Origin of the sequence: Snuella sedimenti, from assembly GCF_016428595.1 — a bacterium.
Classification (GTDB): domain Bacteria; phylum Bacteroidota; class Bacteroidia; order Flavobacteriales; family Flavobacteriaceae; genus Snuella; species Snuella sedimenti.
This window is the reverse complement of the sequence record NZ_JAELVQ010000011.1, coordinates 47,636-70,527: the sequence shown is the minus strand read 5'-3', so window position 1 is coordinate 70,527 and position 22,892 is coordinate 47,636. Positions and strand designations below refer to the sequence as shown.

At 35.6% G+C, this 22,892-nt stretch carries 16 protein-coding genes; 10 read left to right on the top strand and 6 right to left on the bottom strand.

Annotated elements, in window-relative coordinates; genetic code table 11:
• Positions 1–410 precede the first annotated feature (410 nt).
• From rpiB to JF259_RS10065, 3 genes are read left to right on the top strand one after another with little or no spacing between them, the layout of a single operon-like run.
• A complete protein-coding gene (rpiB, locus tag JF259_RS10075) occupies positions 411–845 on the top strand; it encodes a ribose 5-phosphate isomerase B (protein ID WP_199115195.1) in 435 nt (144 codons plus the stop codon).
• Positions 846–1,763, top strand: coding sequence for a cation diffusion facilitator family transporter (locus tag JF259_RS10070; RefSeq protein ID WP_199115194.1), 918 nt, complete (start codon positions 846–848; stop codon positions 1,761–1,763). It begins immediately after the preceding gene.
• Complete coding sequence (locus JF259_RS10065) at positions 1,763–2,206, top strand: GNAT family N-acetyltransferase (protein WP_199115193.1); 444 nt, start codon at positions 1,763–1,765, stop codon at positions 2,204–2,206. The genes JF259_RS10070 and JF259_RS10065 overlap by 1 nt, the downstream gene beginning before the upstream one ends.
• On the opposite strand, the gene JF259_RS10060 is transcribed toward JF259_RS10065, so the two are convergent.
• From JF259_RS10060 to rnpA, 3 genes are all read right to left on the bottom strand, one after another.
• Positions 2,203–3,063: an OmpA family protein gene (locus tag JF259_RS10060; protein ID WP_199115192.1), complete on the bottom strand. Its 861-nt coding sequence runs from the start codon at positions 3,061–3,063 to the stop codon at positions 2,203–2,205. The genes JF259_RS10065 and JF259_RS10060 overlap by 4 nt on opposite strands.
• Positions 3,064–3,128: 65 nt before the next feature.
• Positions 3,129–4,763, bottom strand: a complete 1,635-nt coding sequence (locus JF259_RS10055; protein WP_199115191.1) for a S41 family peptidase — start codon at positions 4,761–4,763, stop codon at positions 3,129–3,131.
• An 11-nt stretch (positions 4,764–4,774) separates the two neighbouring features.
• Complete coding sequence (gene rnpA, locus JF259_RS10050) at positions 4,775–5,152, bottom strand: ribonuclease P protein component (RefSeq protein ID WP_199115190.1); 378 nt, start codon at positions 5,150–5,152, stop codon at positions 4,775–4,777.
• 175 nt (positions 5,153–5,327) lie between these two features.
• Here rnpA and JF259_RS10045 point away from each other — a divergent pair, with 175 nt between their 5' ends.
• Together JF259_RS10045 and JF259_RS10040 are read left to right on the top strand one after the other, a co-directional pair.
• Positions 5,328–7,181 carry a CBS domain-containing protein gene (locus tag JF259_RS10045; protein WP_199115189.1) on the top strand — a complete coding sequence of 618 codons (1,854 nt, stop codon included), beginning with the start codon at positions 5,328–5,330 and terminating at the stop codon, positions 7,179–7,181.
• The gene (locus JF259_RS10040; RefSeq protein ID WP_199115188.1) at positions 7,182–8,378 is read left to right on the top strand and encodes a succinylglutamate desuccinylase/aspartoacylase family protein; all 1,197 of its coding nucleotides are present in this window, start codon (positions 7,182–7,184) and stop codon (positions 8,376–8,378) included.
• A 53-nt stretch (positions 8,379–8,431) separates the two neighbouring features.
• Here the strand turns inward: JF259_RS10040 and dusB are convergent, their stop codons facing one another.
• Entirely contained in the window at positions 8,432–9,424 is a 993-nt protein-coding gene (gene dusB, locus JF259_RS10035) for a tRNA dihydrouridine synthase DusB (protein ID WP_199115187.1), read from the bottom strand.
• A gap of 160 nt (positions 9,425–9,584) precedes the next feature.
• On the opposite strand from dusB, the gene lepA reads away from it, so the two are divergent.
• Entirely contained in the window at positions 9,585–11,381 is a 1,797-nt protein-coding gene (gene lepA, locus JF259_RS10030; RefSeq protein ID WP_199115186.1) for a translation elongation factor 4, read from the top strand.
• On the opposite strand, the gene JF259_RS10025 is transcribed toward lepA, so the two are convergent.
• Positions 11,378–13,432, bottom strand: coding sequence for an ATP-binding protein (locus JF259_RS10025; protein WP_199115185.1), 2,055 nt, complete (start codon positions 13,430–13,432; stop codon positions 11,378–11,380). The two genes, lepA and JF259_RS10025, sit on opposite strands and share 4 nt — an antisense overlap.
• Positions 13,433–13,666: 234 nt before the next feature.
• Here JF259_RS10025 and JF259_RS10020 point away from each other — a divergent pair, with 234 nt between their 5' ends.
• From JF259_RS10020 to JF259_RS10005, 4 genes are all read left to right on the top strand, one after another.
• Positions 13,667–15,073 (top strand): glycogen synthase, encoded by a 1,407-nt coding sequence (locus tag JF259_RS10020; RefSeq protein ID WP_199115184.1) that lies wholly within the window; start codon positions 13,667–13,669, stop codon positions 15,071–15,073.
• A 5-nt stretch (positions 15,074–15,078) separates the two neighbouring features.
• Complete coding sequence (locus JF259_RS10015) at positions 15,079–16,341, top strand: glucose-1-phosphate adenylyltransferase (RefSeq protein ID WP_199115183.1); 1,263 nt, start codon at positions 15,079–15,081, stop codon at positions 16,339–16,341.
• A 3-nt stretch (positions 16,342–16,344) separates the two neighbouring features.
• On the top strand, positions 16,345–18,255 hold the full coding sequence (glgB, locus tag JF259_RS10010) for a 1,4-alpha-glucan branching protein GlgB (protein WP_199115182.1): 1,911 nt from the start codon (positions 16,345–16,347) through the stop codon (positions 18,253–18,255).
• Between the two features lie 137 nt (positions 18,256–18,392).
• Entirely contained in the window at positions 18,393–20,792 is a 2,400-nt protein-coding gene (locus tag JF259_RS10005) for a glycoside hydrolase family 31 protein (protein WP_199115181.1), read from the top strand.
• A gap of 30 nt (positions 20,793–20,822) precedes the next feature.
• Here the strand turns inward: JF259_RS10005 and JF259_RS10000 are convergent, their stop codons facing one another.
• Complete coding sequence (locus JF259_RS10000) at positions 20,823–22,685, bottom strand: cation:proton antiporter (RefSeq protein WP_199115180.1); 1,863 nt, start codon at positions 22,683–22,685, stop codon at positions 20,823–20,825.
• Positions 22,686–22,892 lie beyond the last annotated feature (207 nt).

Genomic DNA, 22,892 nt, shown 5'->3' with positions numbered 1-22,892 from the left:
TGTTAATAACGGGTATAACTTTTTGATGTTTTATTTTGATAATAGTTTTTTTACGGTCTGTTAATAGGTAATTAACAACTTATATTTTTTTAAAAGCTTCATTTTAAATGCATTTTAATTTTCTATAAACAGTTGTTAACAACGTAAAATTTCTGTTTACTACTAATAACTATTTTAAAAATGCATGTTTATATCTGTTATTTTGAGTTGTAAAAAAAGTACTAAAAAAAAGTACTTAAAATTTTGGAAGTATAGCTAACATATTTGATTGTAAAAATAATTGGAATATCATAGATTTACTTTTAGAAAGTAATCAACAGTTATTAACAAGTAATCAATATACTAATCTACATTACTTATTATTGATTTTAGTTAGTACCTTTGTAAAGTCTAAAATAACATATAAAAAGATGAAAATTTCAATAGGTAACGACCATGCTGGAACGGATTATAAATTAGCAATTGTAAAGCATTTAGAAGCTAAAGGTTATACTGTTAATAACTATGGTACCGATAGTGATGATAGTGTAGATTATGCCGATTTTGTACATCCAGTGGCTGATGATGTTGAAACAAATAAAGCAGATTACGGAATCTTAATATGTGGTAGTGCCAATGGTGTGGCGATGACTGCCAATAAGCACCAAAAGGTAAGAGCAGGCTTGTGTTGGAATAAAGAAATAACAGAACTAACACGTAGCCATAATAATGCGAATGTATTGTGCATTCCGGCACGTTTTACAGCGATTCAACAAGTTATTGAAATGGTAGATACTTTTTTAAGTACGGAGTTTGAAGGAGGTCGCCATCAAAAACGAATTGATAAAATTCCGCTATCTTGTTAAATGGCACATAATCACCATTCCCATAACCATAGTCATCATCACAATATGAAGGATAAGAATCTTATGATTTCTATTCTTTTAAATATATTGATTACTGTGGCCCAGGTAGTTGGTGGTTTAATTTCGGGAAGTTTATCGTTATTAAGTGATGCGCTCCATAACTTTAGCGATGTTCTTTCATTAATAGTAAGCTATGTTGCATCTAAACTTTCTAAACAAAAAGCATCGGTTAACCGAACTTTTGGATACAAGCGAGCCGAAATTTTAGCAGCTTTTGTTAATGCATCTACTTTAATAATTGTCGCTATTATTTTAATAAAAGAAGCTATTGAACGCTTTAAGCATCCACAAGTTATAGATTCCAATTTAGTAATTTGGTTAGCTTTAATAGCTATCGTTTTTAATGGTTTTAGTGTTTTATTATTAAAGAAAGACTCTAAAAACAACATTAATATAAAATCGGCATATCTACACTTATTAACAGATATGTTGGCAAGTATTGCTGTTCTTTTTGGGGGGATATTAATGAAATTTTACCAAATTTTTTGGGTAGATAGCGTGCTTACTTTTTTAATTGCCCTATATTTAATTTGGGTAGGTTACGATCTTTTAAAAACATCTACTAAAGTGCTCATGTTGTTTACACCAGAGCATATTAATATAAAAGATGTTGTAAGAGCTGTTAATAATTTACCTAAAGTTAAAAAATTGCATCATGTGCATATTTGGAGTTTAAGTGATGACGAGTTGCATTTAGAAGCGCATTTAGATTTATATAAGGATTTGTCTATTACAGATTTTAATAAATTACTGGAGGACATAGAATTGGTTTTAAGTAAACAGTTCAATATTAACCATGTTACGATTCAACCAGAGTATAATAAAAATGATCCCAAAGAAATTATTGTTCAAGACTAATGTTAACAATAAAAATTAAAAGGTTTTCTGAATTAAGTATTCACGAATTATATGATACATTACAATTACGAAGCGAAGTATTTGTAGTGGAGCAAGATTGTGTATACCAAGATTTGGATGGAAAGGATGAAGAAGCTTTACACGTTTTGGGTTTTAAAAACAATAAACTTATTGCGTATACACGCATTTTTAAAGCAGGCGATTATTTTAAAGAAGCCAGTATTGGCAGGGTAGTGGTTGCTAAAAATGAACGTGATTTTAAATACGGTTACGATATTATGAAGGCATCTATAAAAGCCGTTCATGACTGTTTTAATACAACTGTAATTAAAATTTCAGCCCAAGTTTATTTAAAAAAATTCTATAGTAATTTAGGATTTAAGACTATAGGGGAGCAGTACTTAGAAGATGGTATTCCACATGTTGCAATGCTAAAAGATTAATTTTTTTCATCTACATACGTAATCACAATTTCAACACGTCGGTCGTATTTAGGATCACCACCCAATGGAAATTTACGACGCATACCTAAATAGCGCATACGTTTTTTACTAACACCTTTTTTTGCAAGATAATCGTATACATATTTGGCTCTTGCTTCCGAGAGGTTTCTCTTTTTTGTTTTTCGGTCTACAGCATCCCTACTAAACTGCGTACAGCATACATGACCCTGAATGGTAAAATAAATATCTTTGCGTTCTACTAGGGAATTTGCTATGTCTTCCAATATTTTTTTAGATTCAGGAGTAACGGTGCTATAACCTGTTTTAAATAAAATGTTTTCAAAACGAATTTTATCACCTACATTAAGTTTTCCTTTTATAACCTCGGCAGTAGGCTTCTTTTTTTCTTCAACAGGTTGCGTTTCTTCTTCAACTTTTTTTATGATAGGAGGCTTGGGGTTTATAATAATTTCAACTTTTCTGTTTAAGCCTCTTATTTTCGAAATGTTTTTTTCGTTTACTATTTTTAATAATACTTCACCCTTACCATCAACATTAGTAATTAAAGATTCGCTTATTTCATGATTGGAAAAAATAGTTTTAATGGCTTCAGCACGTTGCCTGGAAAGTTTTAGGTTATAGCTTGCAGCACCAACATCGTCGCAAAAGCCAAAAATAGCTACAGATTCAATGTCGACATCGGCTAAACTGGAAATAAATAAAAGTAAACGGTTTTCTTCGGTAGGAATAAGATCATATTTATCGGTCTCAAAATATACGTCATGCGTTATATTATTTTGAGCATGAACCATACTACCGTAAAGTAATAGTATTATAAATGTGAATAGCTTATTCATATTAAAATGAAGGAATAAGTTTATAAATATACTATATTTAATTATATAAATAAATTTACAAAATCTTATCTTAAATACTTAGCGTAGGTAACAGGACTTTTTAAAATACCTGCTGCTATTTTCATTCCTGCATCATGTATTTTGTAATACTCATATAAACCTTCTCTGTATACATAGCGTTTTACAATTTCTTCTGTTAATAATTCCAACAAATGATCTTTATTTTCGTTAAGAACTTGCGTTTTAGATGTTTCTAAATTCGTTATTAATGTATTATAATCTGTTTGTATATTATCGTTTAACGCTTCTTTTTTAGCTGTTTCCATTACTTTTAGAAGTGCTTTTTCTGTTTCTGTTTCAAATGAAAAATGATTGGATTTTAAAAACGCCTTAAAATTTCTAAAATCAGCGTCTGTTAGTTTAAAGTTATTGATATCCTTTATGTCATGTTTGTAATGATAATTGGTTGCATAGTTAAATATGAGATCATTATTAACAATTGCGTTTATAATAGCTGAATTCTTTTGTGGATTTATAGTTTCATCGGGTAGAATACCACCACCATCAAAAACACTACGTCCATTTTTGGTTTTAAACGTGTTATAATTTTCTTGTTTTACACGAATGGCCTGGCCTTTTTCATCCCTATGCCAATAATCTAAAGCTTGAATACAGCGTCCAGAAGGTGTATAATATCTGGAAATGGTGATTTTTAATTGCGTTCCGTAGGTTAATCGTTTAGGTCGTTGTACCAAGCCTTTTCCAAAACTTCTTGAACCCACAATAACGGCACGATCCAAATCCTGTAAGGAGCCCGATACAATTTCGCTAGCCGAGGCGCTACCTCCATCAATTAAAACTACCAAAGGAATCTCGGTATCTATAGGTTCGTCTTTGGTGTAGTAGGTTTTATTGTATTTTTTTACTTTAGATTTAGTAGTAACTATTAATTGTCCTTTGGGCACAAATAAGTTAACAATACGGATAGCTTCGTTTAATAAACCACCGGGGTTTCCTCTTAAATCCAGAATGATTCGATTGGCTCCCTGCGCTTTAAGATCTCTTAAGGCATAATTTGTTTCGGAGTATGCTTTGTTGTTAAATCTGCTTAAAACTATATAACCTGTTTTTTGGTCGATCATTGAAAAATGGGGAACGGCCTTTATTTCTACTTCAGCCCTTTCTATACTGGTAGTTTGTGTTTTATCTTGTCTTTTGTAAGTTACTTCTACTGTGCTACCAGGGGCACCTTTAAGTAGGTCGCCTGCATTTTCTTTGTGGTTCTCAACAAGGATATTACCAATTTTAATTATTTCGTCTCCAGCTTTAAGTCCCGCCTTATCAGCAGGATAGTCTTTATAAGGTTCTATAATTACCAGTTTGTCTTTTAAGGTTTTTATTTTGGCTCCTATACCAGTATAATCACCTGTATTATTAATCCTAGCAGCTTCAACATCCTGTTCGTTCATAAAGTTTGTATATGGATCCAGATCTGCCAGCATGCTTTTAATGGCTGTATCCATTAAATCTCCCGGATTGGTTTCATCAACATAGTTCATGTTGAGTTCTTTAAACAAGGTTGTAAAGATTTCTATTTGTTTGGCAATTTCAAAAAAATCGTTTTTAAAAGCTGTTCCCGTAAAAAAGAGGGTAAAGGCCAATACAGGTATTAAGATTTTCTTTTGTATTAAATGCTTCATCACTGTAGTATTTATTTTTCTAAGACTTTGTTCGATAACTTTTCAAACAAATGCTTCATTTTTGTTTCAACAAGCGCAAAGCTTGGTTTGTCTTTACCAATGTACAAAATCATAAACGCATAGTGTGTTGTAATGTTGTTAAAATATACAGCTTTGTTCAGTCGATAGGCTTCTCTTAACAAGCGTTTTATCCTATTACGGTCTACTGCAGTTTTAAAGTTGCGTTTACTTACCGATACACCAGTTTTAAATTGCGTACCATCATTAAAAGTAGTTTGGAGATAGACCAAACGTAGAGGATACGCAGATACTGACTGTCCTTCTGAAAATAATTGCTCAATAAGCTTTTTGCTTTTAAGTTTCTCTTTTTTAGGATAGGTTGCAGTCATATGTTGTTTTATCTATACAAAAATAGCAATAACAATCCACACGGCGTCAGAGATATATCATCATGATAAAAATCATGTTTTAAAAGGTTGAATCGTAGTAATTTAATATGTTTAAAAATGTAAACTAGTAATTCAAGGTAGTATAGTATGAAAAGGTATTAAATAATTAACAGTTATGGGAGATTTAAATATTTCAAAACTTAAAACTAAAAGGGATCGTTCTAATTATATTCATCATTTGTTAAATGACATTAAAGCGTTGGATTTAATGCTCGAAAAGGAAATGATGGAGGAGGAGCCTATTCGTATAGGAGCCGAACAGGAATTCTTTTTAGTACATGATAATTTTTTACCTGCCAATCAATCAGCCGCTGTTTTAAAAAATATTAACGATAAACATTTTGTAACAGAAATAAGTAAGTATGCGCTTGAAATTAACTTGGATCCCCTTATACTTAAAGACAATTGTTTTTCGGTATTGCATAGCCAGTTGAATGGTTTATTGAATAAAGCAAAAGTAGCCGCAGCTAAAAAGAATATAAAACTTATTTTAACAGGCATTTTACCGTCCTTATCGGTTAATGATGTGGATGAATCGAGTATGACCGATGCTGCTCGTTATGAGGTTTTAAACGAAGTTTTAAGACGTTCAAGAAAACAAAGTTTTGATATTCATATAAAAGGTGTAGACGAATTGAATATATTACACGATTCGGTTATGCTCGAAGGCTGTAATACCAGTTTTCAAATGCATTTACAAGTTTCTCCTAAGCATTTTGTTGATATGTATAATTGGGCACAGGCCATTTCAGGACCGGTTTTGGGTATTTGTGCTAATTCACCCATAATTTTTGGAAAAGAACTGTGGAATGAAACACGTATTGCACTATTTGCGCAAAGTATGGACACACGGGCGCATACCTATTTGTTGAATGAAAAACCATCAAGGGTAAGTTTTGGAAATGATTGGCAGACAGGCAATACAACAGATATATTTAAAGACAATATTTCACGATTCCGAAGTTTTTTAACGTCCCATTTTATTATGGATAGTGTGGATATGCTTAATCGTAATGAGATACCAAAATTAAAAGCCTTACAACTTCATAACGGGACAGTGTACCCCTGGAATCGTGTTTGTTATGGAGTTTTGGATAATAAACCCAGTTTACGGATAGAGAACCGTTACATACCCTCAGGTCCAACAACCACCGATGAAATTGCTAACATGGTCTTTTGGGTAGGCGTTATGATGGGAAAACCCAAAGCATATAATAATATTCATGAAAAATGGGATTTTAAAGATGTTAAGACCAATTTTATAAATGCTGCCCGTTATGGTATGGCAACACAATTTTATTGGGATGGTAAGTACATATCTAGTCATCGTTTAATCTTAGAGAAGTTATTACCTATGGCTTACAAAGGATTGTCAAATATGGGCGTTTCGTCTAGTGATGCTGCGTTTTACCTGGAGGTTATTAAAAATAGGGTACAGAAGCAAACAGGATCGGAATGGATCATTAGAAATTACAGAGCTTTATTGGAGAGCCATAAACGCTATGAGGCCATGCAAATACTTACATCTAAGCTTTATGAACAGCAAGAAAAAGGGCATCCAGTTGCCAATTGGAATATGCTATACAGAGCAGATGAGGTACCTATTACCCACCGACGTGTTGTAAAGCATATTATGAGTTCAGATATTTTTTCGGTCAACAAAAAAGACAGTATTGAGTTGGTTTTACAAATTATGAAATGGAAGAACATTCATCATATGCCTGTTATCAATAGTGATAGAAACCTTGTTGGCTTATTAACCTGGACCGATGTTAAATTGTATTTAGATACACCTAAGCAACAATTTAACGCGGTTGATAAAATCATGAAAAGAGAGATCATAACAATAGGAGAGTACATGTCTGTTGAAGCTGCTAAACAAATAATGACAAAACATAAAATAGGATGCCTTCCAGTAGTTAAATATGAAAAGTTGGTAGGACTAATCACTAAAAACGATTTTTACTAAATGATCTCTGTACACAATAAAGCACTAGCTGAAACAATAACTGTTGAACGTATCTTAGGAAAAGTTAAAGGAACAACCAACGGCCCTACGGTTGTATTTTTTGGAGGTGTTCATGGTAATGAGACCTCTGGTGTTTTTGCTTTGAATGAGGTTTTTAAAAAGTTAGATGCTAATCAGGTTCGAGGAAAAGTTTATGGTATATCGGGTAATTTAAAAGCGCTGCAAGCGCATATAAGATTTCACGATAAAGACCTAAACCGACTTTGGACCAAAGATCAAATAAAAAAGACTAAAGAGAAGTTTATTTTGAATACCGAAGAGGTAGAGCAATTGGCTTTATTACAACTTTTAAGTTCTATTATAGAGAGCCATAGCGGTTCCTTCTATTTTGTCGATTTACATAGTACTTCCAGTGATACCCTACCTTTTATAACTATTAATGATGCCCTGATAAATCGTCGATTTTCCAAACAATTTCCAGTCCCTATTGTACTAGGAATAGAAGAATATTTAAATGGAGCGCTTTTAAGTTATATCAATCAGTTGGGATATGTATCCTTGGGTTTTGAGTCTGGACAACATGATGCAGCCGATGCAGTGAATAATAGTATAGCCTTTGTTTATTTAACTTTGGTGTATTCAGGTGTTTTAAATGAGGAAGCATTACCAAAATTTCCGATTTATTACAAACAACTGGAAGATCAAGCACAAAAGACGTTTGATTTTTTTGAAATAGTTTATTTACACTCCATACATTCAAAAGATAATTTTAAAATGCATAATGGCTTTAAAAGCTTTCAGGACATAAAAAAGGGAACTGCATTGGCTGTAAACAATGGAGTTGTTTTAAAGTCTGAGTACAATGCCAAAATTTTTATGCCATTATACCAAAATAAAGGCGTTGACGGTTATTTTATAATTATGCGTATTAAACCTATTTTTTTAACCATATCTGCATTATTAAGGCGTTTAAAAATGGACGGCTTACTTATTTTATTACCAGGTATTTCATGGTTGGATAAAAAAGAAGGCATTTTAAAAGTAAATCTCAATATTGCCAGGTTTTTTGCAAAATCTATTTTCCATGTATTAGGTTACCGTAGTAAGCAGATAACAGGTAATTACTTACAATTGAATAATCGTGAGCGTGTGGCTAAAACAGCTATGTATAAAAAAGCGTGGTGGTATAAAAATTAAGAGAAGTTCTGATAATTAACATTAAAGCGGGGTTAAGTATTTTTAATAACGTATCACGCAAACGGATAGTTGGCAAAAACATCTAAAACTTCATCGAAAGCAGCAAAAACATCTGTGGGACGATCGCTTGTAACCATTTTGGTACGGTATTCCTTAAAGTGCGGAATGCCTTTAAAATAATTGGTATAATGTCTTCTGGTTTCAAAAACCCCTAATACTTCACCTTTCCAATCTATGGACATTTGTAAATGCCTGCGTGCCGCTTCCACCCGTTCCTCCAAAGAAATAGGAGCAAGGTGTTCACCTGTTTCAAAAAAGTGTTTTACTTGCTTAAAAAACCATGGATTCCCAATACTCGCCCGACCAATCATAGCACCATCCAAACCATAACTATCACGCATTTCCATAGCTTTTTCAGGTGTATCTACATCACCGTTCCCAAATACCGGAATATGCATTCTCGGATTATTTTTAACCTCAGCTATAGGTTTCCAATCGGCATTACCTTTATACATCTGTGCCCGCGTACGCCCGTGAATGGCAATCGCTTTACAGCCTACATCCTGTAAGCGCTCGGCAACCTCAACAATGCGAATAGAATCATGATCCCAGCCTAATCGGGTCTTTACCGTAACAGGAATATTGGTACGCTTTACCATTTCGGCAGTGAGTTGTTCCATTAGGCATACATCCTTTAAAATACCAGCACCAGCGCCTTTACTCACAACTTTTTTTACGGGACACCCAAAATTAATGTCGATAATATCCGGTTTCGATTCGGCTACAATATCAATCGTTTGCAACATACTGTCCAGATTCGCTCCAAACACCTGAATACCTACTGGGCGCTCCTTTTCATAAATATCTAACTTCATAACGCTTTTAGCTGCGTTACGAATTAAACCTTCACTAGATACAAACTCGGTATATACCACATCGGCTCCCTGCTCTTTGCATAGTGCTCGAAAAGGCGGATCGCTTACATCCTCCATAGGCGCTAAAAGCAAAGGGAAATCACCTAATTCTATATTACCAATCTTAACCACAGTATGTTACATTATTTTTTGAAGCTGCAAAGATACGTAATTATATGACATTTTTAACGCTATACCTAAGGTTAGATGAAAAAGACTCCCTTTAAAATATTAAACAAACCTCACATAAATGAACTATATTTGCAAATTATCCCAAGGTATAAATTCCTTTATGAAAAATATAAGAAACTTTTGCATTATTGCACATATAGATCACGGTAAGAGTACCCTTGCCGACCGCTTGTTAGACTTTACCGGTTCGGTAACCGATAGGGAAAAGCAAGACCAGCTTTTAGATAATATGGACTTAGAGCGTGAACGTGGTATTACCATTAAGTCGCATGCCATTCAAATGGAGTATACCCATAAGGGAGAACAATACATTTTAAATTTAATTGATACCCCGGGACACGTAGATTTCTCATACGAAGTATCCCGCTCTATTGCGGCTTGCGAAGGCGCCTTACTTATTGTAGATGCAGCGCAAAGCATACAGGCCCAAACCATTTCTAATCTATATTTAGCTTTAGAAAATGATTTAGAGATCATTCCCATTCTGAATAAGGTCGATTTACCTAGTGCTAACCCAGAAGAGGTTACCGATGACATTGTTGATTTATTAGGCTGTGACCCCGAAGAAGTTATCCATGCCAGCGGTAAAACAGGGTTTGGTGTAGATAATATTTTAGAAGCTGTTATCGAGCGTATTCCCGCACCAAAAGGTAATCCAGATGAACCGCTTCAAGCCTTAATTTTTGATTCTGTTTACAACCCGTTTCGTGGCGTTGAAACCTATTTTAGGGTCATTAATGGCTCTATTAAAAAGAATCAGGAAATCAAGTTTATCGCTACTGGAAAAAACTATTATGCCGATGAAGTTGGGACTCTAAAACTAAAACAATTCCCAAGACAAGAAATAAAGGCAGGTGACGTAGGCTATGTCATTACAGGAATCAAAGAAGCCAAAGAAGTGAAGGTAGGGGACACCATTACCGATGCTAAAAATCCAACAAAAAATGCTGTCTCAGGTTTTGAAGATGTAAAACCGATGGTATTTGCAGGTATCTATCCGGTCGATACGGAGGATTATGAAGAGCTACGTGCTTCGATGGAAAAATTACAGCTTAATGATGCCTCTTTAATTTTTTCTCCCGAAAGTTCTGCAGCCTTAGGCTTTGGATTCCGTTGTGGTTTCTTGGGAATGCTACACATGGAGATCATTCAGGAGCGTTTGGAGCGCGAGTTCGATATGACCGTTATCACAACGGTGCCCAACGTATCTTACCATGCCTTCACAAAAAAAGACCCTGATGAAATCATTATTGTAAATAACCCAAGTGATTTGCCCGATCCTTCTGGATTGGATAGAGTAGAGGAGCCATATATAAAAGCAACCATTATTACCAAAGCCGATTTTGTTGGAAATGTCATGTCGCTTTGTATTGAAAAAAGAGGTATGATTACCAATCAAACCTATTTAACGACCGATCGTGTGGAACTAAATTTTGACATGCCTTTGGCCGAAATAGTATTTGATTTTTACGATCGCTTAAAAACAGTTTCCAAAGGCTATGCCTCTTTCGATTACCACCCTATAGGTATGAAATCTTCAAAATTGGTTCGTGTTGATATCCTGTTAAATGCACAACCCGTTGATGCCCTTTCTGCTTTAATCCATGCCGATAACGCACAGTATATTGGTAAAAGAATGTGTGAAAAACTAAAAGAACTCATACCGCGCCAACAATTTGACATACCTATACAAGCTGCCATTGGTGCAAAAATTATTTCGCGTGAAACCATAAAAGCTTTACGTAAGGACGTAACCGCAAAATGTTACGGTGGTGATATTTCCCGTAAGCGTAAGCTTCTTGAAAAACAAAAAAAAGGGAAAAAGCGTATGCGTCAGGTAGGTAATGTAGAAATACCACAACAGGCATTTATGGCAGTATTAAAATTAAACGATTAAGTAACAGGTATAGATATTATCAATGTTGTTCCTTGACCGGGTTTTGAAATGATCTCAAAACCGCCTTGGTGCTTCAGTACCCGTGATTCAATGTTCCTAAGTCCGATACCTTTGGGTTTCGTTTTGGGGTTGAACCCTGTACCGTCGTCTGTTATGGTAATTTGAAGGATGTCTTCGTGTTCCGTAAAAGCAATCGTAACCGTTTTGGCTTTGGCATGTTTGATAACATTCTGAACGGCTTCCTGGACGATACGGTATACCGTTACCTTTTTGTTGTTGTCCAATGAATCCAGGGAACAATCCTCGGTATCGTTTATTTCGTAGTTAAAGCGACCAACTTCACCTTGCTTCTTTAGGTAGGATTCCAACAGGGATAAAAAGTCTATCCTTGGAGGTAATAAACTGTCCTTGAGCTCGTGCGATATGTTCCTTATCCCTTCCTCCAGAGCCTGTAGTTCTCTAGTTAGTTGTTTGTACTGATCCATGGTATTGGTATCGCCTTCCAGTTCTAGGAAACCCATACCCATACGTACCCCGAAGAGCTGGCTCATGATGCCGTCGTGGAGCTCTTCCGAGATACGCTGTCGTTCCCGCAAGCGTCCTTCTTCAAGCTTTTCCTGTTGACCAAGCATCAGGTTGTAGATTTCCTGATTGGACTCCTGTTGTGCCTGTTCGTAAATTAAGGACTTGTTCTTAGCACGTTGCGATTTGATGATATAGAGCAATCCCATAACCAGAATAAGGATACCAGCAATAACAGAGATCAGGATGTTCTGGGCATTTAGGCGTTCACTTTTCTCTATATACTCATCCGTTTCGAACTGTAACCTCGCAAATTTGTTACGGTTGCTACGCTCGGCGTGTATCAAGCTGTCGTTAAGCCGGATGTGTTCATACAGATAAGCCTTTCCCGAATCGCCGGGTGTAAGTTTGGAGAGCAATAACAGTGAGCGCTGGACTTCAAAGTTATTCTTTATCCGCTTGGCTATTTTATAGGATCGATCGGCGTAGTATCTCGCCTTTTCATTTTCGCCAGTGGCATGATAGAACGTAGCCATGTCGTTGCCCCCGGCTGCTATTTCGTATGGGGCATCCAAACTGTCACCAATCTTATAGGCCTCTGTAAACAAGGCGTCAATCTTATCATAATTCTTGTCACCTGACAGGTACATACCATACGCCATGTTGTTAATAACATCAGCATAACTTAATAGATCTTTTTCAAATAATAAAGAATCTTTAAGTAAAGTATTATATATGGACAAGGCTTTATTATAATCACCTTTCTCCTTATAGAGTTCTGCTATATTAATTTTACTGTATAATTTATCTATGTAATTATCTGGTAGTTTATTTTTAAACTCTAATGACTTTTGATGATATATGAGGGCTTCATCGTATAGTTTTAGTTGCTTCAAACTGACCCCTAACAATTCGTATAGAGCTCCTAATGTATCTATATTATCCATTCTATCTGGTACTGATTTTAAAAGATCGATACCTTTAATTACTGAAGCCTGACTCCCTATGTAGTCATTTCCATTTTTTTGTAAATTTCCAACATTTAAATATATGATTGATATTATCCTTATTTTTTCATCATCTTTTATACTATTAGAATTCTTAAACAACTTTAAGGAAACATTATAATGATAATAAGCACTATCATTTATATTCCTATGTACTTGATAATAATATCCTAAATGAAAATTTGCATATGCTTCAGAAACTGTATCTTTTAATTTAAGGGCTAGTTTTAAATTTTTATAGTACAATTTTTTAGAATCTTTACCATATTTCTTGTGATTTGAAAAGATGTAAGCCAACTTCATATCAGAATTTAAGATAATAGAATCCACTCCCATTTTATGGGACAGTTCACTGGCTTCTTTGGCATGCATTATCCTTGTCTCCAGATTCAAATTTTCATTTCTAGATAAATGTCTAAGTTCTTGTATACTGTCCAGTTGTTGTTTAAACGAAGTGCTTTGTGTGTTTAGGTTGTACAGACTAAAGAAAGAGAATATTAATAAAGCAATGTTTTTACACATGGTTGTTGTAATCTTTTTCGTCTAAAATATAAAATATCGTGTTAATATGTGCATGGAAAGATTAATATTATTGTATCTAAATTTAAAATTTAAAAATTATCACCTGTATTTAGTATGGTTTCCTTACAGATAATTCTGATTAATTAGAGATACACAATAATATCTTTAAAAATAAGATGCACCTAGTAATCTTAACATTTATTTTGTAAGTTTATAACATACGCAAAATTATCTATGAACATTATTCATCTAAGTGCAGAATGCTATCCGGTTGCTAAAGTTGGAGGGCTTGCCGATGTTGTAGGGGCATTACCAAAATATCAAAACAGTGCTACAGTGACATCGCAGGTTATCATGCCGTTTTATAATAATAAGTTTACTAAAGCACACCGCTTTTCGTCAATATATAATGCTGAGCTACTGCTTGGAGAAACAAGCTTTGAATTTCGTATTCTAAAACTTGAAAATTCACCTATAGACTTTGATCTCTTTTTTGTGGATGTTCCCAAACTCCTTTTTAAAGATTATGTTTATTCTAGCGATGACACCGAACGTTTTCTGGCATTTCAAATCGCGGCTTTAGATTGGTTACTTACTATAGACCAATACCCCGCTATTATTCATTGTCATGACCACCACACAGGGCTTGTGCCATTTATGTTGCAAGAAAGTTATAAGTACGAAGCCTTTAGAAAGACCCCCAACATATTAACCATTCACAATGCACAATACCAAGGTTGGTTTTCACATGATAAAGTTAATTTAATACCCTCTTTCAATTTTAATAACGTTGGCTTACTAGATTGGGGCGGTGTTATAAACCCATTAGCCGCCGCTATAAAATGTGCTTGGCGTGTTACTACGGTTTCCCCGAGTTATATGGAAGAATTAAAAACCGCTGCCAACGGATTGGAACATTTGTTAAGTCATGAACACGCTAAATGTGTAGGTATTTTAAATGGTATCGATTGGAAGGTATGGAATCCCGAAACCGATGATTTCATCGTGCAGAAGTATAGTGTCGATACCCTTGCCGAAGGCAGGCTGGCAAACAAAAAGCACTTGTGCGATACATTTAAGTTAGATTCTAACAAACCCTTATTTGCATTTATCGGGCGACTTGTAGGCGAAAAGGGATCGGATCTGTTTCCCGAGGCCTTTAAAACAGCTCTTAAAACAAACAAGCTATCTATTTTACTTTTAGGATCGGGGAATAAAGACGTAGAAAGTGCCTTAGAGGATTTAAAAGAGGAGACAGAGGGCAATTATAATGCTTTTATAGGTTACGACGAGGCCTTATCCCATATTATATATGCCGGAGCCGATTTTCTGCTTATGCCTTCCAGGGTCGAGCCTTGTGGTTTAAATCAAATGTATGCGTTACGTTATGGTACCATTCCTATTGTAAGAAGCATTGGCGGCCTGAAAGATACGGTTGTTGATATTTCTGAAGACAATGGCTTTGGAATTTGCCATGAAGAAGCCACCGCTTCGGCTATCGTAACAGCTTTTGAAAGAGCTGTAAAATTATACGAAGACCAAGCACGGTTCAATACTATTAGAACACATATTATGAGCATAGACCATTCGTGGGATGCTTCTGCAAGACAATATATCGAATTATATAACGCAATAAATTAGAAAGTATGATAAACAATGATGTTTTAGCCATTATTTTAGGAGGAGGACAAGGAACAAGATTACATCCATTAACAGAATCAAGATCGAAGCCAGCAGTACCCATTGCAGGTAAATATAGATTGGTCGATATCCCTATTTCTAACTGTATCAACTCTGATATAAAACGTATGTTTGTATTGACGCAATTTAACTCTGCGTCCCTAAACCGCCACATTAAAAACACGTACCATTTTAGTTTCTTTAGCAGTGCTTTTGTCGATGTATTGGCCGCCGAGCAAACACCTGCCAATAAAGGTTGGTTTCAAGGAACAGCCGATGCCGTACGCCAGAGTATGCACCATGTTTTAAGACATAACTTTAAATATGTCTTAATTCTGTCTGGAGATCAGCTATATCAAATGGATTACGAATTAATGTTAAAGGCCCACATAAAAAGTAAAGCTGAAATATCGATTGCCACTATTCCTGTAAACGCTAAGGATGCCACATCCTTTGGAATCTTAAAGGCCGACAATAAAAATGTGATAACTTCCTTTATTGAAAAACCAGATGCCAGTTTATTGCCAGACTGGGTATCGGAAGTAAGTGATGACATGAAAAAAGAAGGACGTAATTACTTGGCGTCAATGGGAATTTATATATTTAACCGCGACCTTTTAATCGAATTGATGAACAATCCAGATACTATCGATTTTGGTAAAGAGATTATTCCGCAAAATATAGAGCACCATAAAACATTGAGTTACCAATACGAAGGCTATTGGACCGATATTGGAAATATAGACTCTTTCTTTGAAGCTAATATTGGCTTAACAGCAGATATTCCAAAGTTTGATTTATACGACAAATCCAAACGTATTTATACCCATGCACGTATGCTTCCTACAACAAAAGTAAGTGGCACTACGCTTAATAAAACAGTAATAGCCGAGGGTTGTATTATAAGTGCTGCCAAAATTGAACAATCTGTAATCGGAATTCGTTCCAGAATAGGCGATGAGAGCACCGTAATTAACACTTATATGATGGGAAGTGATTTTTATCAAAGTCTGGATGAGGTAAACGACCCAAAAATTAGCACCATTGGCATAGGCGCACGTTGTTTTATTAAAAATGCCATTATTGATAAAGGCTGTTCCATAGGTGACGATGTAAGAATTAATGGAGGGCCGCACTTAGAAGATATAGAAACCGATAGTTATGTTATTAAAGAAGGTATAGTAGTTATTAAACAAAATGCAGTAATTCCTAATGGATTTGTAATATAATATATGACCAATGTAATCGCTTATAGTCTTTTTACCGACTTCGACATAAACTTATTTAAAAGCGGTAAGCATTATCGTCTTTACGAAAAATTTGGATCGCACATTACCACTGTTAATGGTATAGAGGGCACTTACTTTGCTGTTTGGGCGCCTAGTGCAAAACAAGTTCACGTAATAGGAGATTTTAATTACTGGAATGGAGACGAACATCCCTTGAATGTACGTTGGGATGCCTCAGGTATATGGGAAGGTTTTATTCCCCATGTGGGGAAAGGTCACCTATACAAGTACAGAATCCATAGTCATAATAATGGCATTATAACCGAAAAATCCGACCCTTATGCCAGACGTTGTGAACACCCACCAAAAACAGCTTCCATTGTATGGGATGGTGCATATAAGTGGAAAGACACACAATGGATGAAAAAACGTAAGAAGCATAATGCTTTGGATGCACCGTATTCAGTTTACGAAGTACATTTGGGCTCTTGGAAAAAACAAGTGGAAGAGGATCGTTTTTTATCTTATTACGAATTGGCAGACGATCTGGTAAATTATGTTAAGGACATGAATTTTACACATGTAGAATTGATGCCCATTATGGAGTATCCTTATGACCCCTCTTGGGGATATCAAATTACAGGGTATTTCGCCCCGACGTCGCGTTTTGGCTACCCCGAAGAGTTTAAATACCTAGTCGATAAATTACACCAAAACGATATTGGTATTATTCTGGATTGGGTACCATCACATTTTCCCGAAGATGCCCATGGTCTTGGTTTCTTCGATGGCTCACATTTGTATGAGCACCCCGACAAACGTAAGGGATACCATCAAGATTGGAAAAGCTTGATTTTTAATTATGGAAGGAACGAAGTACGCTCCTTCTTAATAAGTAATGCTATTTTTTGGCTAGACCAGTACCATGCTGATGGCTTACGTGTTGATGCTGTAGCGTCTATGCTATTTTTGGATTATTCAAGAGAAGATGGTCAATGGGAACCCAATATTTATGGCGGTCGGGAAAACCTTGAAGCCATTGCCTTTTTAAAAGAACTAAATGAAGAAGTTTATAGATCTTTCCCCGATGTGCAAACCATCGCAGAAGAGTCTACAGCCTTCCCCGGTGTTTCTAAACCCGTTTTTCTTGGAGGATTAGGCTTTGGAATGAAATGGATGATGGGTTGGATGCATGATACCTTGCAGTATTTTTCTAAAGACCCTATTTATCGCAAGTATCATCAAAACGATATAACCTTTAGTTTAGCCTATGCCTTTACCGAAAATTTTATGTTACCACTTTCGCACGATGAAGTAGTATATGGCAAAAAATCAATTTTAGGGAGAATGCCTGGCGACGAATGGCAACGCTTTGCTAATCTACGCCTTTTATATGGCTACATGTTTACGCACCCCGGAACCAAATTATTGTTTATGGGTAGCGAATTCGGGCAATATGCCGAATGGAATTTTGAAGGGAGTTTAGATTGGAATTTACTGGATTTTGAACCCCACAAAAAGTTTCAAAACTTTTATAAGGCATTAAATATGCTATACAAATCGACTCCTGCGTTGTATGAAAATGCTTTTAATCATGATGGTTTTGAGTGGATTAGTTACGACGATCATGAAAATTGTGTTATGGCCTATATCCGAAAAGGAAAAACGCCCGAAGAGACCGTAGTGGTTACTTGTAACCTAACACCAACGGTGCGAGAAAAATATATAATAGGCCTTCCCTATAAAGGAAAGTTGGAAGAACTATTTAACAGTGATGCTGAGGTTTTTGGAGGTAGTGGTATTGCTAATTCCAAGGCAATTGCAACCAAAAGATCATCTTGGCATGGTAAAAAACATTCGGCAGAAGTTACCTTAGCGCCATTGGCTATCTCTATCTTTAAGTATAAAATCTAATTTGATTTAAGAATCGTTCAATTATCTAACTGACTATTTGCGTTTTACACAGTTTTTATGTGTTTTTTTTCATAAAAAACAACCCTATTTACCTCGTAATTTTAGTAATTTCACGGCTTAATTAATACGTACTATTTATGATATTAAATACAGAGTTAGAATACAAAGGGAATTTGTTCCCATCACATATAACAGACTATAAAAAGAATGTAGATGTCCTACACTTTTCAACAAAAAACAATATTATTCTTCAGCTTACCGTAATAAGAGACAGCGTTTTGCGCTTTAGGTATACTACGGTTGGAAAATTCACTAGAGATTTCTCTTATGCCATCGATGAAGATGCCAGCAGAGGTTATAATCATTTAGAAATAACCGATGATGCAGAAAAATACATTATTACCACGGCTAAATTAATTTGCCATATCAATAAACAAGATTTAAGAAAATCTATTTATGATGTAAAAGACGGTAGTATAATATGCGAAGACGAATTGGGCTTCCATTGGGAAGAAAGTTATGAGTTAGGGGGCGATATTGTTAAAATGAGCAAGTCGGCTCAAAATGGTGAAAGTTATTATGGGCTGGGTGACAAACCAGAACATTTAAACCTAAAAGGGCGTCGCTTTGAAAATTGGGCAACCGATTCGTATGCTTTTGGAAAACACACAGATCCTATATATAAGGCCATTCCGTTTTATACCGGATTACACAGCGGTAAGTCTTACGGTATTTTCTTTGATAATACCTTTAGAACCTATTTCGATTTTTGTCATGAACGCCGTAATGTTACTAGCTTTTGGGCACAAGGAGGGGAAATGAATTATTATTTTTTCTACGGACCCGAAATGAATGATGTTGTTAAAAGTTACACCGACTTAACTGGGACACCAGAATTACCGCCTTTATGGGCTTTAGGCTATCACCAATGTAAGTGGAGTTACTATCCAGAATCTAAAGTAAAGGAAGTTACAAGCAAGTTTAGAAAACTAAAGATTCCTTGTGATGCCATTTACTTAGATATCGATTATATGGAAGGCTTTAGATGTTTTACTTGGAGCAAAGAATACTTTCCCGAACCAAAAAGAATGGTAAAAGAACTGGCTGACGATGGTTTTAAAACCGTTGTTATTATCGATCCAGGTATTAAAATAGACCCCGAGTACAGTGTCTTTAAAGAAGGATTGGAAAATGACTATTTTTGTAAACGCGCCGATGGCCCTTATATGAAAGGAAAAGTATGGCCAGGCGAATGTTACTTTCCCGATTTCACAAAGCCTGTAGTGCGAGAGTGGTGGGCAGGCTTATTTAAAGAACTTATAGAAGACATAGGTGTAAAAGGTGTTTGGAACGATATGAACGAACCAGCCGTTATGGAAGTTCCCGGAAAAACATTCCCTATGGATGTACGCCACGATTACGATGGTAACCCCTGTAGCCATCAAAAAGCACATAACATTTATGGAATGCAAATGGCTAGGGCTACCTATCACGGTTTAAAACGTTTTAATTATCCTAAACGGCCGTTCGTTATTACCCGTTCAGCATATTCAGGTACACAGCGCTATACATCTACATGGATGGGAGACAATGTTGCCAGTTGGGAACATTTACAAATTGCCAATACCCAAGCACAACGTCTTGCTATGTCGGGATTCTCTTTTGCTGGGTCGGATATTGGCGGATTTGCAGAACAACCTAATGGCGAATTATATGCCCGTTGGATTCAATTAGGCGTATTTCACCCATTTTGTAGAACACATTCCTCTGGAGATCATGGAGAGCAAGAACCTTGGGCTTTTGATGAAGAAATTACAAACATTGTTCGTAAGTTCATCGAAATGAGGTATGAGTTACTCCCATATTTATACACAGCCTTTTATCACTATTCGCATGAGAATGCTCCAATGATAAAGTCACTAGTGTTATTTGATCAAGAAGATGTTCAAACCCATTATAGAACAGACGAGTTTATTTGTGGTAAACAGATTCTTGTTTGCCCTATAAATGAACCGAACTCCAAAGGAAGGAGAATGTATATTCCTCGTGGAGAATGGTATAATATCTGGGATAAAACATTAGTTACAGGAGGCAAGGAAACTTGGGTAAATGCCGATTTAGACACCATGCCTCTATTTGTAAAAGCAGGTGCTATTATCCCTAAGTATCCAGTACAGCAATATGTTGGTGAAAAAAAATTAGAGCAGATTGGCTTAGACGTCTATTACAAAAACGGAAAAGAAGATTCTGAGTTATATGAAGATTCCAATGACGGTTACGATTACACCAAAGGGCGCTATAGTTTAAAGAAATTTAACTTAGCTGGTAATGGAAACAAACTAATTATTCGCATCCATAAAAGAGGTCAGTATGTAACGCCTTATTCTACATTCAAAATTAATTTATTCGGGTTGCCCTTCGAAGTGAAATCCATTAAAGTTGATAACGAATATGTTGATTTTAATGACGTTCAGTTTGAAAACAACTCATTGGTCGTTTCAAAAGAATTTACAAACCTTCAAATTATAGGGGAGTAGAATATCTATGTTAAACAAAAGCGTACACGATTACTTAAGATTGTGTACGCGATTGTTTAATGCTTTTGCCTGTTCTATGGGTTTTCCTAAATACACTAGTTTATAACCCTTTTCAAGATTATCAATGGCTTTGTTTTGAGATGATATAATCTCTAAAGCACCTTTTTTGTCCTTTACAAGAAGTGGAATTATATCTGATTCAGTATTAGTAATCTCAATAAGAGACTCATAATGATCCCGGCCTTTAAGCTCTATTTCATGAATTTCAGGATGTTTTCTTGCTACTTCGGTAAGTGAGTTATAATCATCGGTTTGCGAAAATAACCCTTCTTTAGGGCTGTTTTCCGAATCGTTTATTTCATCTACTGTTATTAATCTAAAAGACCCATTTTCTCCAAACTGTTCTTCAAATGTATCGATGGCATATTGGTTTATATCAGCACTACCGGTTAAAGCCATTAAAAATCCAATATCATTTAATTCAATATTATCTTCAAGCGTTTCAGAATATATATCAGTATTTATGGCTTCCAGCCCTAATTCTTGTGCCAGTTGAATATTGGTCTGGTTACTGTCAATTAATACAACGTGCCTGCCGTTGTCTTTTAAATATTTACCTATTAAGCGTGATACCCTAGAGGCTCCTACAATCAAAATGCCTTCCGAGCGCTTTAAGAACACACCCACTATTTTAGCGAATACCCGAGCTGTTGTTGCATTTAACAATACGGTTCCCAAAACGATCATAAAAACCAACGGCGTTATATACTCGGCTCCCTCAACACCTTGCTTTATCAATTTACTACCAAAAAGTGAAGCAATACCTGCTGCCACAATACCTCTTGGCCCCACCCAGCTAATAAATATCCTTTCTTTTACAGACAAATGGGATCCCATGGTACTCATAAAAACGGCCAAAGGGCGGATAAAAAATACAATTACAGCAAAAAGCGCTACGGTTTTCCAATTATACAGTAGTAATAATTCTTCAAAATGAATATTCGCAGCTAACAGGATAAAGAGGATGGAAATTAACAGCACACTCAACGATTCTTTAAAATAAAGCAATTCTTTAATATTCTCTAGCTTACTATTACCTAAAACCATCCCCATAACGACTACTGCAAGTAAACCCGATTCGTGTGCAAATATTTCGGATTCTACAAAAACCAATAAAACCGTAGATAGCGATACAACATTTAGTAAGTAACGAGGTATCAACTTTTTGTTTATCGCAAAGGCTAAGGCATGGGCAAAGGTAAACCCGAAGGTCGTCCCGAAAAGAATGATTTTACCAAACTCGATTAAAGCAGTTTTCGTAAAACCACTATCACCTTCAACACTTATAAACTCAAATACCAATACAGCCACCAAAGCCCCAATGGGATCTATTAATATACCCTCCCATTTTAAGACTGCTGAAACATCTTTTTTTAAAGGGATATTTCGTAGTATGGGTGTTATAACTGTTGGCCCTGTAACGATAATCAAACCCGAAAACAAAAAAGACAATTCCCAACTAAGGCCAAAAATAACACGAGCCAAAATACCTCCTCCCAAGAAAGTAATAGCAGCGCCCAAGGTAATAAGCTTAGTAATAACTGGGCCTACATGTTCAATTTCGGAGCGTTTTAAGGTTAAACCACCTTCAAAAAGAATAATACTTATAGCTAGGGACACAAAATAAAATAAGCCTTCGCCAGGAAACAGGCCTTTGCTTCCGTTCCAAATAGGTTCGATCCACTTCGTACCATCTTCCGATAAGAATTCAGCAGCAATAGGGCCTACAATAAGCCCTATCAATATTAAAGGTAAAATAGCAGGTATTTTAAACTTCCATGCAAACCATTGTGCCAATATCCCCAAAATAATGATTCCTGCTAATTCTAACATAGATGATCTTTTTTAAAAAACACTAATTTAAACAAAACGGTTAATGAAGTGAATTAAACTTTTAAAATTGGCTAAAAAATTGCCGTTTTGCACCCACATTTTGTCTTTTTATCATCACGGAGCCCTCTATGTGTCTCAAAAAAGCCTTTATTTGGGCACAAATCCATCAATCTTCGCTTCAATCCAAAAAGCTTAAACCGCTTCAAT